This window comes from Novosphingobium sp. BL-S-20, from assembly GCF_055521635.1.
Window position 1 is genome coordinate 938775 of sequence record NZ_CM145493.1, and the last position, 13649, is coordinate 952423.

General features: G+C 65.9%; 12 protein-coding genes. 2 read left to right on the forward strand and 10 right to left on the reverse strand.

Translation table 11 applies throughout. The features are described from left to right. Window positions 1-116: 116 nt before the first annotated feature. The 10 genes from ACZ1II_RS04025 to ACZ1II_RS04070 all read right to left on the reverse strand — a co-directional run bounded on the left by ACZ1II_RS04025 (window position 117) and on the right by ACZ1II_RS04070 (window position 10627). Entirely contained in the window at window positions 117-1478 is a 1362-nt protein-coding gene (locus tag ACZ1II_RS04025) for an alginate export family protein (protein ID WP_465143134.1), read from the reverse strand. Next, window positions 1471-1899 carry a DoxX family protein gene (locus ACZ1II_RS04030; protein ID WP_465143135.1) on the reverse strand — a complete coding sequence of 143 codons (429 nt, stop codon included), beginning with the start codon at window positions 1897-1899 and terminating at the stop codon, window positions 1471-1473. The genes ACZ1II_RS04025 and ACZ1II_RS04030 overlap by 8 nt, the downstream gene beginning before the upstream one ends. Window positions 1900-1902: 3 nt before the next feature. Next, window positions 1903-2808, reverse strand: coding sequence for a glyoxalase (locus ACZ1II_RS04035; RefSeq protein WP_465143136.1), 906 nt, complete (start codon window positions 2806-2808; stop codon window positions 1903-1905). Between the two features lie 211 nt (window positions 2809-3019). Continuing rightward, window positions 3020-4864 carry an amidohydrolase gene (locus ACZ1II_RS04040; RefSeq protein ID WP_465143137.1) on the reverse strand — a complete coding sequence of 615 codons (1845 nt, stop codon included), beginning with the start codon at window positions 4862-4864 and terminating at the stop codon, window positions 3020-3022. A 92-nt stretch (window positions 4865-4956) separates the two neighbouring features. Beyond that, window positions 4957-5229 (reverse strand): DUF1427 family protein, encoded by a 273-nt coding sequence (locus ACZ1II_RS04045; protein ID WP_465143138.1) that lies wholly within the window; start codon window positions 5227-5229, stop codon window positions 4957-4959. A 26-nt stretch (window positions 5230-5255) separates the two neighbouring features. After that, window positions 5256-6092, reverse strand: a complete 837-nt coding sequence (locus ACZ1II_RS04050; RefSeq protein ID WP_465143139.1) for an alpha/beta fold hydrolase — start codon at window positions 6090-6092, stop codon at window positions 5256-5258. Between the two features lie 127 nt (window positions 6093-6219). Next, the gene (locus tag ACZ1II_RS04055) at window positions 6220-6891 is read right to left on the reverse strand and encodes a hydrolase (RefSeq protein ID WP_465143140.1); all 672 of its coding nucleotides are present in this window, start codon (window positions 6889-6891) and stop codon (window positions 6220-6222) included. 353 nt (window positions 6892-7244) lie between these two features. Continuing rightward, window positions 7245-9491, reverse strand: a complete 2247-nt coding sequence (locus ACZ1II_RS04060) for a S9 family peptidase (RefSeq protein ID WP_465143141.1) — start codon at window positions 9489-9491, stop codon at window positions 7245-7247. A 47-nt stretch (window positions 9492-9538) separates the two neighbouring features. Next, a complete protein-coding gene (locus ACZ1II_RS04065) occupies window positions 9539-10261 on the reverse strand; it encodes an energy transducer TonB (protein WP_465143142.1) in 723 nt (240 codons plus the stop codon). Between the two features lie 90 nt (window positions 10262-10351). Then, window positions 10352-10627 (reverse strand): hypothetical protein, encoded by a 276-nt coding sequence (locus ACZ1II_RS04070; RefSeq protein WP_465143143.1) that lies wholly within the window; start codon window positions 10625-10627, stop codon window positions 10352-10354. Between the two features lie 85 nt (window positions 10628-10712). Between ACZ1II_RS04070 and ACZ1II_RS04075 the strand changes: the two genes are divergently transcribed. Both ACZ1II_RS04075 and ACZ1II_RS04080 read left to right on the forward strand, forming a co-directional pair. Further along, window positions 10713-11051: a hypothetical protein gene (locus tag ACZ1II_RS04075; protein WP_465143144.1), complete on the forward strand. Its 339-nt coding sequence runs from the start codon at window positions 10713-10715 to the stop codon at window positions 11049-11051. A gap of 148 nt (window positions 11052-11199) precedes the next feature. After that, entirely contained in the window at window positions 11200-13638 is a 2439-nt protein-coding gene (locus ACZ1II_RS04080; RefSeq protein WP_465143145.1) for a hypothetical protein, read from the forward strand. Window positions 13639-13649 lie beyond the last annotated feature (11 nt).

Genomic DNA, 13649 nt, shown 5'->3' on the forward strand with positions numbered 1-13649 from the left:
GATCTCCGGGGGGATAGGGGGAATGCCGGTGGGCTTGGTCCTGTTCTAGGAGGCGGCTGCTTTCTCAGGTATCCGAATAAGATCGTTCGGTTTGTTCGATATATTGGAAACGTGGTTCAGAACCGGAAATTGCTTTCGAGGCCGAGCATGTGGATGGTCTTTGCGGAACCCGTCTGCTTGATGAAGGCCCCCGGCGCGAAGGCGGAGAGCGAGGCGGACAGTTCCAGCTCGGGCGTCGCCTGCCAGGCGAGGGTGGCTTCCACTTCCTTGCCGACGAATTTCGCGCGGCTATCTGCGGTGTCGCGGATCAGATTGCCGGGAATGTCGTAGATCCCATCCTCGCGGGAATAGCGCCAGTAGGCCATCGCGGCGAAACTGGCCGAGATATCCGGCGCCAGCTGCATGCCGAGCGAGGAATAGGCGTTGACGATGTTGTAGGGGCCGACCGGCGAGAGTTCGCCGAAGTACTTGCCCTTGGGGAACATCGCATTGAAGGTGCCGAGGCGGTTGTCGGACCTGTCCTTGTCGCCGCTCACCACATTGACGCGCACGGTAAGGTCGGGCGCCAGCGGGGCATCCGGGAAGGCGTGGCCGAGTTCGGTGCCCAAGGTCCAGGCCGAGATCGGGCCATTTGCGAAGCGGCCGAACTGGTAGACGCCCTCGACGTTCCAGTGCCAGTCATCCCGCGTGCCGTGCCAGCGCGCGCCGAGGCTGTGGCGGGTCTCGGTGCCGGTGCGGGGGCCCCAGTGGGCGGCATCGTTGCGGTAGCCGAGGTAGTAGAGGTCGAGGCTGGGCAGCGCGGCATAGGCGCCCCACAGCGACTTGTCGGGCGAGGTGCGGTCGTTGAAGTCGCCCCTGCGCGCCTGCACGGGCTTTACCGCCAGCAGGCTGACACTGGCCGCGCCCAGCTTTACGTTCGCGCGCAGGCCATCGAAGGCGAGCGGCACGTTGGGGCCGTAGCGGGTGCCGATCAGCCGCTCGGTGCCGAGCGAGAGCATCTGCCGCCCGCCGCGCAGGGTGACCGGGCCGAGGTCGGCCTCGACGAAGCCTTGCAGCAGGTCGAGGCCGGTGCCGTCTACCGGGCCGGGCGAGGGCGCGACGCTGGCCGAAGTCGAGGCGATCGGCTGCACGAAGGCGCGCACTTTGCCGACATGCAGGTCCGCATAGGGCAGGGCGCGCAGCCAGACGTAGCTGTCGTTCGGCGCCTGAGCGCTGCCCCAGAGGTTGTTCTCCAGGTTTTCGTTACGCACGCGCAGTTCGATGCCGGTGGAGAGCCAGGCGTCGTCGCTGATCGGGATGTACTTGAACTGCCCGGTCCAGTGGTGCGCGCGCTTCTCGGCATTGGCGAGGTCGGACCAGTCCTCGTCGTAGCGGGTGATCGAGAGGGTAGGGGCCTGCCAGGCCTCGGTGGGCTCGGCCTGTGCCGGAGTGGGCAGGAAGGCCGATGCGAGAACGGCAAGCGGAAGAAACCTAGACACTGCGCTGCGCCCGGTAGGCGAGGATGGCCGCGAGAATGAAGCCGCCGACGAGGCCCATGTGCTCGAAGAAGGCATTGGTGGCAGCGAAGCGCTCGGGGCCGGCGGGCATTGCCCAGAAGGCATTGGCGACCATCGCGGCGAAGAAGGTGAATACGCCGAGCATGCCCGCGCCCAGCCAGACCAAACGGCCCGTCAGGATCAGTAGCGGGCCGATCAGCTCCACCGCGATGGTGAGCGCGGCCCAGAGCGCGGGCGGGGTCAGGCCGAAGTGGACCTGTTCCGCCACCGCGCCCTGCCAGTCGGTGAGCTTGGCAAGCCCGCCGACGAGGTAGGCGCCCACCAGCAGCAGGCGGGCGAGGAATGCCGTCGGTGCGAAGTCCAGCACCGATGCGACGAATTTGGGCGTACCGGTGCCGGACATGGCTCAGTTAACCTCGCCCGAGTGGATTTCGGCGATGTAGCCGCCGGGGAAGCGGACGATGGCGGCTTGGCGCTTGCCCGTCGTGTAAGGCGCGACCAGCGTTTCCACGCCTGCAGCCGAAGCTTTGGCGAGCGTCGCGGCAAGGTCGCCGACCGCATAGCCGGTCATGTCGCGGCCATAGGGCCAGGGCAGCTGGCCGTCCGAGACATAGACCACCATCTTGCCGTAGCCGCTGGTGAGCGCGACGCGGCGGATGGTCTTGCCGGGCTCGCCGATCTCGGCGCCACTCGCTGCCTTGTCGTCGGCGGTGATCCTGGCGTGGGCGAAGCCGGTCCAGCCCTTGATGAAGGTATCGGCGGCATCGGCGGTCAGGTAGACGCGGTTCTCGGGCACGGTTTCAAGCGCGGTGTAGCTGGGCTTGGCGGTGTGCCAATAGAGCTGCATGTTCACGCCGCCCGGCCACTGGATCACCGAATCCCGGCCGATCGGATCGGGGAAGGTCTCCAGACGGCGCACCGCGCCATGGTCCCGGGCCGACTTCACGGCGGCGTCGAGGTCGGTGACCAGATAGCCGGTGCGCTCATCGCCGAAGGGGACCGGGATCGGTGTCTTGAAGCCGAAGACCGAGACGGTGCCCGCAGGGGTCAGCACGAGCTGCGACTTGGTGAGGCTCTTGGTCGGCGTCACCTGGAACTCGCCCTGCTTGCTGGTGGTGCCGCCGAAAGTGGCGACGAAGCTGGCAACGAAGGTGTCGAACTGATCCTGCGGCACGTAGACGTGGGTGGTGTCGTACTGGGCGCCGACCGAATAGTCGGCGGAGGCTGCGGCAGGCTTGGCGATGGCGGCGGGAACGGCGATCGGGCTGGCGGCGATCACGGCGGCGGCGAAGAGGAAGGCAAAGCGCTTCATCGAAAGTCTCCTGGGGGGCATTGCTCGGGGGGCGAGTTTCATCGTCGTCTCGGGCGTGTCCAAACCCGCAGCGAGGAGCGGGAGTGAACTTCCGGGAACGGTGTAGGGCGCAGACGAACGGCTATCGATCCGAATAATATCGTTCGATATGTTCGAGATTATGGAAATGTGGATGATGCGGCCCCTTCTCGTCGGAAGGGGCCACATCGGATCAGACGGCCCAGCAGCCGCAGCCGAGCGATCCCCAGAAAGTCTGGACATCGGCAGCAGGAACGTTGGCGCCGAGCGCAGCGGCATGGTCGTGGCCATGGACGCCGCAGGAACTGGCGCAGCCGCAGGCGGAGGCGAGCTTCTGCTTGGCTTCCGGCGTCTGGTAATAGCCGCCGAAGGTCGCGACCGGCGACCAGTCCGGCATCGGGCGCGGCAGCTGCGGCGCGAGCGGGTGATAGTCGCCCTCACCGTGGACCACCTTGCCGCCGAGCAGGGTCAGGATCGAGCGGATATGGACGATCTCATTGTCCGGCACGCTGAAGTAGTCGTCCGAGAGCAGCGCGAGGTCGGCCAGCTGGCCCGCCTTGATCTGGCCCTTCTTGCCCACTTCGTTCGAGAACCAGGTGTTCTCGTGCGTCCACATGCGCAGCGCCTTCTCGCGGCTGACGCGGTTGTCGCCGCGATAGAGCGAGAGGCCGCCCACGGTGCGCCCGGTGACCAGCCACGAGAGCGAGACCCAGGGGTTGTAGCTGGCGACGCGGGTAGCGTCGGTGCCGCCGCCCACGGGGATACCGGCAGCGATCATGCGGGCGATCGGCGGCGTGCGTTCGGCGGCCTTGGCGCCGTAGCGCTCGACGAAATATTCGCCCTGATAGGCCATGCGGTGCTGCACCGCGATGCCGCCGCCGAGCGCGGCGATACGGTCGATATTGCGGTCCGAAATGGTCTCGGCGTGGTCGAAGAACCAGTTGATGCCTTCGAGCGGGATGTCGCGGTTGACCTTCTCGTAGACGTCGAGCGCGCGGCCGATGGTCTCGTCATAAGTGGCGTGAAGGCGCCAGGGCCAGCGGTTCTCGGCGAGCAGGCGGATGACGGGTTCGAGATCGCCTTCCATGCTGGGCGCCATGTCCGGGCGGGGCTGGCGGAAGTCCTCGAAGTCGGCGGCGGAATAGACCAGCATCTCGCCCGCGCCGTTGTGGCGGTAGGTATCGTCGCCCTGTCCCGGCGTGACCTGCTTGGCCCAGCCCGCGAAGTCGGCCAGTTCTTCCTTGGGCTTCTGGGTGAAGAGGTTGTAGCTGATGCGCACGGTGAGCTGGTCTTCGGCGTGCAGCTTCTCGATGATGTCGTAATCGTCGGGATAGTTCTGGAAGCCGCCGCCCGCGTCGATCACGCCGGTCACGCCCAGGGCGTTGACTTCGCGCATGAAGTGGCGGGTGGAGTTGAGCTGGTACTCGGGCGGCAGCTTGGGTCCCTTGGCGAGCGTGGAATAGAGGATCGTCGCATTGGGCTGGGCCAGCAGCAGGCCGGTCGGGTTGCCGGCGGCATCGCGCACGATCTCGCCGCCCGGCGGGTTCGGCGTGTCCTTGGTATAGCCCACGACGCGCAGGGCCGCCGCATTGAGCAGCGCGCGGTCGTAGAGGTGGAGGATGAACACCGGCGTATCGGGGGCGACGGCGTTCAGTTCCGCGATGGTCGGCAGGCGCTTCTCGGCGAACTGGTGCTCGGTAAAGCCGCCGACGACGCGGACCCACTGCGGGGCGGGGGTGTTGTCGACCTGCTTCTTCAGCATCGCCATCGCCTCGGCCAGCGAGGTCACGCCGTCCCAGCGCAGCTCCATGTTGAAGTTCAGACCGCCGCGGATGATGTGCATGTGGCTGTCGATCAGGCCCGGGATCAGGCGGCGACCCTTGGCGTCGATCACTTCGGCCTGCGGGGCGGCGGCGCGGACTTCCTGTTCGCTGCCCACGGCGAGGAACTTGCCGTCGCGGATCGCCACGGCTTCGGCCTCGGGGTTCTCCCGGTCGAGGGTGGTGATCTTGGCGTTGACGATGATCGTATCGGTCATGACGGCTTCCTTGGAACGTGCTGTTTGGCTGGCAAGCAGGGAGGGCAGGAGCGAGGTGGCCGCCGCTCCTGCAAGAGTCTGGCGGCGGGTGATCACGCCTCGGCCTTATGGTCGGCGGTGCGGCAGGGGAACTTGTCTCCCGGCAGACGGCCGAGCACATGCTTGCGGCAATCGGTCTGGACGAAGTGGGCGACTTCCTCGTGCGCCCAGATCTTCTTCGCCAGCGGCACGATCTGTTCGCCCAGCAGGATGCCGAGCAGCCCGATCAGCGCGATCATCGGCGGCGCCGGCGAACGAACGCCGAGAAGACTGTAGACCACGCCCACCAGCAACCCGGCGGTAATCGAGAAAAGGTAGGCTTTCATGGATCAGTCTCCTCGGCGGTACGGCCTCAACCCTGCACGAAGGCCAGAAGGTCGGGGTTGATGGTGTCGGCGTTGACGGTCAGCATGCCGTGCGAGAAGCCCTCGTAGATCTTGAGCGTCGCATTCGGCAGAATCTCGGCCTGGAGAACGCCGGCGTTCTTGTAGGGCACGACCTGGTCGTCATCGCCGTGAAGAACCAGCGTGGGGACGGTGATCGCCTTCAGATCGTCGGTCTGGTCGGTTTCCGAGAAGGCCTTGATGCCGTCGTAGTGCGCCTTGGCGCTGCCGGTCATGCCCTGGCGCCACCAGTTGTCGATTACTGCGGGCAGCACGTTCGCGCCTTCGCGGTTGAAGCCGTAGAACGGGCCGGCAGCGACGTCGCGGAAGAACTGCGAACGGTTAGCGGCGAGACCGGCGCGCAGGCCATCGAACACTTCGATCGGCAGACCGCCCGGATAGGCTTCCGTCTTGAGCATGATCGGCGGCACGGCGCTGACCAGCACGGCCTTGGCGACGCGGCCCTGCGGGATGCCGTAGCGGGCGACATAGGCCGCGACTTCACCGCCGCCGGTCGAGTGACCGATGTGGACCGCATTCTTGAGGTCGAGGTGTTCCATCACCGCGGCGGCGTCGGCGGCGTAGTGGTCCATGTCGTGACCCTCGCTCACTTGTTCCGAGCGGCCGTGGCCACGGCGATCATGGGCGACGACGCGGTAGCCCTTGGAAAGAAAGAACAGCATCTGCGCATCCCAGTCGTCCGACGAGAGCGGCCAGCCGTGGTGGAAGACGATCGGCTGAGCATCCTTCGGACCCCAGTCCTTGTAGAAGATTTCGACGCCGTCCTTGGTGGTTACATATGCCATGATGCTGATCCTTCAGATGAGAGTTGGGTTTTGTGCTGCGGGGGCTTCGACAAGCTCAGCCTGAGCGGGTTCGGGGGCAGAGCAACTGCCGCTCTCCCTGAGCCTGTCGAAGGGCCCCGAGCTGAAATTAGTGACCGCCTTCGGAAGCGCCGAACATGGTCTTGGCATACTTGATGCCGAGGCCGTAGGCGCCGCCCCACTTCTTGGCGATGCCGGTGGTGCTGTCGTAGGTTTCGGTGCGGGCCCAGTCGCGCTGCAGTTCGAGCAGGTACTGGAGCGAGGTCATCGGCACCGCGCCGAGCTGGATCATGCGCTCGACCGCACGCTCATGCGCTTCGGTCGAGATGTCACCGCAGGCATCGGTGATGACATAGGCTTCGAAGCCCTGGTCGATGGCCGAGGCCACCGGGCCGACGATGCAGACCGAAGTCCAGAGACCGGCGAAGACGATGCGCGGCTTGGCGATGCGGTTGATCTCTTCGATCACGCCTGCGTCTTCCCAGGTGTTCATGCTGGTGCGGTCGAGCATGGCCTGGCCTTCGAAGGCTTCGGTGATCTCGTCGAACATCGGGCCGGAGAAGCTCTTCTCGGCAACCGTGGTGAGGATCGTGGGGACGTTGAAGGACTTGGCGCCGCGCGAGATCAGGGCGGCATTGTTGCGCAGCAGTTCGGCCGAGATCGACTTGGTGGCGAACGCCATCTGCGACTGGAAGTCGATCAGGACAAGCGCGTGATTGTCAGGCGAAATGAGCGACTTGCCGGGGGTTGCGGTAGCGGTGGGGGTTGCGGTGACGGTCATTGGTAAGCTCCTGTCGTTGTCTGGTGAAGCTGTTTTTGCGGCATTTCGGCTTCCGGTGAAGTTGGATAAAATGACGATAAACGTTCTATAAAATTGAATAGTTGGCTTCGGACCGATCCGGCAGCGGTTGCCGTGCTTGCGGAGCGCATATGACGCCATGCGAAAGTTGGGCGAAACCAACCATTCGTATAGCCTTGTATGGGGGGGCTTCGGGCCGCTGCCGACTCGCTTCACGCAGCGCCAGCGAGGTCCGGCAGAGAGGCGGCAGTTTGCAAACGAAAACGCCGGACCAATAAGGCCCGGCGCTTCGAAAAAGCGTCTCCCGAAAGGGAGCGCATCAGGGATGCGAAATATTACTCGGGCGGCGTCACGCCGTGACGGCCGAGGAAGGCGAAGATCGTATCCCAGACGTGCTTGCTGATCATCGGCCCCTTCACCGCATGGGTATAGCCGGGATAGAGCATCATCTCGAACGGCACGGCACTGGCCTGGAGCTTCGAGATCAGCACGGTGCTGTTCTCGAACACCACGTTGTCGTCCGACATACCGTGGATCAGCAGCAGCGGGTCGGTCATCTTCGTGGCATTGGCGATCGCGTCCGAGGCCTGGTAGGCCTCGGGCACCTTGCGCGGGTCGCCCATGTAGCGCTCGGTATAGTTGGTGTCGTAGAGTTCCCACTTCGTCACCGGCGCGCCCGAGATGCCCGCCGCGTAGAGGCCCTGGTCGGCCTGGAGCATCTTCAGCGTCATGTAGCCGCCGTAGGACCAGCCATAAGTCGCAATCTTCTTCGGATCGACGAAAGGCAGGGTTTTCAGATACTCGGCCCCGGCGCGCTGGTCGGCCACTTCAACGGTGCCCATTGCGTGCCAGATCTGGCTTTCGAACTTCACGCCGCGATTGGCGCTGCCGCGGTTGTCGATGCGGAAGTAGATATAGCCCTTGTCGACGATCGCCTGCGGCAGGGCGCCAGTCCATCCGCGCGAGACCTGCTGGTTGTGCGGGCCGCCGTAGTGCTCGAAGAACACCGGGTAGCGCTTGCCCGGCTCCATCTTCGGGGTGATCATCATCCAGTGCAGGTCGCTGCCGTCCTCGGCCTTGACGGTTCCGAATGTCGGGGTGCGGTGCGCGGCGAGATAGGGCGCATAAGGATGCGCGGCGTCGAGGCGGTTTTCCTCGACCCAGGCAAGGCGCTTGCCTGCCGCATCGGCGACGTAGCTCTGCGAAGGCTGCGTGGGCGAGGAGCGGGTGACGACGAACGTCCGCCCGTCCTTGTTGGCCACCGCCGCATTCGACCAGCCGGCTTCGGTCAGCCGCTCGGGCGTGCCGGGCTTGTCGAGATCGATGGCGTAGAGCTGCGGGGCAAGCACGTCGTCACGGGTGCCGGTGAAAGTGATCCGCCCGCGCGCCTCGTCGACGGCGACGAGTTTCGTCACCACCCAGTCTCCGGAGGTCAGCTGGCGCCACCTGCCGTTCGCGTAGTGGTAGAGGTGCCCGAAGCCATCGCGTTCCGACCACCAGACGAGGCTGCCGTCCTTGAGGAAGCGGTAATTGCTGGTCAGGTTGATCCAGCTTTTCGGCGTGGCGTTCTCGCTGAACAGGATGCGGCTCTTGCCGGTGCCGGGATCGACGGCGAGCATGTCGAGACGGGTCTGCTCGCGGTTCAGGCGCTGGACGTAGAGCGTCTTGCCGTCGCGCGCCCAGTTGACGCGGGCGACGTAGATGTCCTTATCGGCGCCGAGGTCGATCTCCACCCGGCCGCTGCCGTCCGGCTTCATCACGAAGAGCGAGACGACCGCATTGGGCGTGCCCGCCGCCGGATAGCGCTGCTCGTAAGTCCGCGTGCCTTCGGCGCCGATCGCCGCGCGGGTGACGACATTGACCGGCGCCTCGTCGTAGCGCTCTACCACGAGGCGGCTCTCGTCCGGCGACCACCAGTAGCCGGACATGCGGTCCATCTCTTCCTGGGCGACGAATTCCGCTTCGCCCCAGTGGATGGTCCTGGCGCTCTCCTCGGGCGTGATCGGCTTCTGCGCGCCCTGTTCGAGCGAGCCGACCCAGAGCCGCTGCTCGCGCACGAAGGAGAGGTACTTGCCGCCGGGGCTGAGCGCGGAGTTCAGCTCGTCCTCGCGGGAATCGGTGAGGCGGCGCACCGAGCCGTCCAGTCCGGCCAGATAGAGATCGCCGTCGAGCGGGACGATGATCGAGCGGCCGTCGTCGCTCCAGTCATAGGCGACGATGCCCTTGAGATCGCCCACGCGCTTGCGTTCGCGCTGCATCTTCTCGGCTTCGGAAAGCTCGCGGTTGGAGCCGAGCTTGAGCGAATCCACCAGCATGCGCCACTCGCCGCTCTCGCGGTCGTAGCCCCAGAGGTCGTAGCGCTGGCGGTCCTCGGTGCGGTTGCGCAGCAGGGTGAGATAGCGCCCGTCCGGCGAGATCTTCACTTCGCGCGGTTGCGGCCCGTCGAGCGAGGGGCTGGCGAAGACGCGCTGGAAATCGAGCGGCGAAGCGGTCTGCTGGGTCACGGGCGCGGCCTCTGCGGTGATGGATAGGGCGGGAACTGTGGCGCACAGGGCGGCGAGCAGCATGGAGATTCTGGACATCGCCCAGAGGCCTAGACGATTTCAGGGGCCGGTGGAAACACCTGATGTCAATTGGCGCGGGCCAGCCGCTCCTGCTGCTTCAGCGAGAATTCGATCGGCACTGCGACCTCGATCTCGTCCGGGCGTTCGGGCGGAATCCTGGGGAGCGGCTCAGCGCGGCGGAGCATCTGCAACGCGGCGCTGTCGAGCACGGCGAAGCCCGATCCGCCGGTGACGCGGGCGGAGAGCACTTCGCCCTCGCGGTTCATCCGGAACAGAAGCTGCACCACGCCCTGCTGGCGGCGGCTGAGCGCACTCGCGGGGTAGCGGCGCATTTCCTCGATGCGGGCGAGTAGCAGGCCCTCGAAGCTCACTTCGCCCTTGCGCGAACGCGGGGAGGGCGGCGGCGCGGTTTCCTCGGACGGGACAGGCAGGGGCCGAGGCTCGATTGCCATGGCGGGCGCGGAAAGTTCCAGCGGCGGGCGTAGCGTCAGCAGGGGAGTAGGCAGCGGCGTCTGGATCGTGCGAGACTGCTGCTGTTCCGGGGCAGTGCTGGGCCTTGCGGGGGAGGGGGGAATGTGCGGTTTTGGCGGTTTGACCAGCGTGGCTTCCACCGCCTTGAGCGGAACGACGGTGATCGGCGGCGGCGGGGGAAAGGCGCTTTGCATCCGCCATTGCCAGAGCAGCGCCGCCAGCAGCAGGGCGTGAAACAGGCACGTCAGCGCAAGGGCGAGACTGCGCCCGGGCACGGTTTTCCTGAACTCCGACCGCCATTCGGCGAACTGCGACATGCCGCCCATCCTTTGCGAAGGCTAACGGCTGGCGCTATATTGTTAATGCGAATGATTTGCAACTAAAACGATTGAGGTTTGGTCTTCAGCTCATGCGCGGGCAGGCGGCTCCGCGCTTTCCTCCAGTTCGGCGATCTCGAAGACGAAACTCTTCCAGCCCCGCATGCGCACGGCGTCCTGCGTCGCGGCGCGTCTCTTTTTCGCCTCGGCCAGCGAGCGGGTATGGCCCCAGAAGACTTCGGTCTTGCCATTTTCCAGCTCGGCGACGATGCGCCAGTAATGGGTGAAGGGATCGGCGGTCGGCCCGATCGTCTTCACATAGCCGTCGGGCATCCTTGCGGTCAGATATCGTTTTTTCCTGGCCATGGGCGGCGCGATAGGAGGTTACGGTGGCAATGTCAGCCGTCACGGTCTAGGTGCGGCCCGATTTTCACGCAATTCAGGCAGAGGCATGGCCCGCAAGCATCGTAAACACGGCTCCTGGGACGACGTTCAGGACGAAGAGGAACAGGCGCCGCCGCCGGTCCCCTGCTGGCTCTGCGGCCGTCCCACCGGCAAGACCATCGTCTGGCACCATCCCGTACCCAAGAGCCGGGGCGGGCGCGATGTCGTGCCGATGCATGCCATCTGCCAGAACACACTGACCACCAATTTCACCAATTCCGAACTGCAGCGCCACGGCATGGACGTGGAGGGCCTTCTGGCCCATCCCAATGTGCGTAAGTTCGTCGACTGGGTGGCGAACAAGGACCCCGATTTCACGGTCGCTCCGGCGAAGAAGCAGCGCTGAACCTTCTTCTTCGTGCGGGGAGGAAGCCATGGTCCGTTCGGCAAATCGGCTGCGTGGTCTTGGCAAGGCGGGCGCGGGCGTGAATAATTTTGCGCTCCGGAACCCATAGTCAGGCAACCGACAGGATGGACGCGCTTTGCCGATCAGCATGAAGGACGATGATTCGCGGATCGCGCGCGCCGGAGCGCTCACCCTGTCGTCGGCGGGCGTGCTCGCTGCGGCCTTGCTGGCGCCTGCATCGGCCCTCGCCGATCCCGCACCCTTCGAACTGAACGGACCCGATCTGCGGATCGAGGTCACGCGCGGGCAGCAGACCCTGCCGATCGCGCAAGTGCCCAGCCTGGCCGAGGGGGACAAGCTCTCGATCCATGCCGACCTGCCGGGCGACCAGGGCGAGAAGTTCCTGCTGACTTCGGCCTTCCTGCGCGGCGCTACCAATCCGCCTCCCAAGGACTGGATCACCACGGTCAGCACCTGGAAGCAGAAGGAAAAGGACAAGGCGATCGCCGTCACCGTGCCCAAGGGCGCGCGGCAGGTCGTGCTGCTGATGGTGGCGGATACCGGCGGGGCCGAAGGCGTGCTGCTCGACGCCGTGCGCGGCAAGCCGGGCGAGTTCGTGCGCGCCAGCCAGGACCTCAACCAGGCCTCGCTCGACCATTCGCGTCTGGCCGCTTTCATGGCCGCGATCCAGGCGCAGGACAACACCGGGCCGGAATACTTGCGCACGCTGGCGCCGGTGCTGGCGCGCAGTCTCTCGATCAAGCTGAACGACGAGTGCCTGTCCAAGGTCGTCGACATGCAGGCTTCCTGCCTACTGGAGAACCGCGAATCGCTGGTGCTCAACGATGTCCATTCCAGTTCGCTGGCGGATACGCTGACGGGCGCGCCGACAGATCTCGCCTTGCAACTGAGCGCCACGCCCGAGGGCGGCGCGGGCTATTACAGCGCCTATATCGGCGCTGCCCGCGATATCGCGCGGATATTCGGGGCCTTCTCCAACCCGCAGTTCAACTATTTGCCGACGCTCTGGGTGCGCAAGGAGGCGACGATGTCGTTGCTGCTCAATGCCGCGCCCTCGTTCCAGAAGCCGAAGTCGGTCATGGTCGCAGCGCTGCCTGCCGTGGAATCGGATATTCCGCCGCAACTGCGCAGCACCGCCAAGGCGCCGATCTGCGTCGCCCGCCCCGGTGCGGTATTGCCCGTGGAAGGCGCGCCGCTTGTCTTCTCGACCGCCTTCGCTCACGACATGAAGGTGAAGCTCACCAATGCCTCGGGGCAGACGGTGGACCTGCCGGTCGTGCCGCGCGCCGACCGGGGCGGCTACATGATCGGGCCGGACGACTTGCCGAGCGCCTTTGCCGGTTCCGTGCGCGCGCAGCTACACGGCATCTGGGGCTTCGCGCCGTTCGGCGGTCCCGACTTCCTGTTGCAGCGGCCGGACGGCAATGCCTGGAAGGTTACGGGCGATCCCGATGCGCTGGTGGTCGGGCGCGACAACAGCGTGACCCTGGAAGGCGCGGCGCCTTCTTGTGTCGAGGAAGTCTCGCTGCGACAGGGCAGCGGCGCGCCGAAGCCGCTCGACTGGAAAGTGCAGGACGGCAACCGCCTCGTCTTCAACGTGCCGCTGACGGGCGCCAAGCCCGGCGAAGTGCGGCTGGAAGTGCGCTATCAGGGCGCCAAGGGGCCGGAAACCGTGGCCCTGCATTCGCGCGCGGAGGCAAGCCGGGTCGATGGTTTCGAGCTTCACGCCGGGGACAGCCAGGGTCTGCTTACCGGGCAGCGGCTCGATCAGGTCCAATCGGTCAAGCTGGGCGAGACCGAGTTCCGTCCCGATGGACTTACCCGAGAGGACGCGGTGGATCACTTGCGCCTGATCGCGCAGGGCAATGCCCGTGCGCCGGAGGCAGGCACATCCACCAAGGCGGAAGTGCGGCTGGCGGATGGTCGCAACCTGACTTTGCCGGTCCGCGTGGGCGCGCCCCGGCCTCAGGCTGAAGTGCTGAGCCGTACCGTCTATCCCGGCCCGGTGGCGCCCGGCGCAAAAGCGCTGGAACTCGGCGCGGGCGAATTGCTGCCGGACAACGGCGAACTGGTCTTCTCGGTCAAGGCCGCGCCCGGCGCCACGTTCGGCATGCGCGACACGATCGAGGTGGCGACCGGCGATGGCCCCGTGGCCGCGCGCCTGTCCGCCGGCAAAGGGCTGACGCTGGAGAGCCGGGAAGTGCTGGTCGGGCGGCTCAAGGCGGCAGACTTGCCCGCCGGATCGTTCGGCCCACTGCGTTTCCGGCTGGTGGGGGACGACATGACCGGAGACTGGCGCCCGCTCGCCACTCTGGTCCGCCTGCCGCGCGTCGAGAACCTGACTTGCGATACGGGTGAAAAGACAGAGGCGAAGGCCTGCACACTGTCCGGGCGCGATCTCTTCCTGATCGACGCCGTGGCAGCCGAACTTGCCTTTGCGCAGCCTGCTGCGGTGCCGCCCGGTTTCACCGGTTCCAGTTTTGCGGTGCCGCATCCGGTCGGCGGCAAGCTCTATCTGCGCCTGCGCGATGCGCCGGGTACGCCGGTAGTTCTGCCGCAGCCCTGATCGCGAGGCGC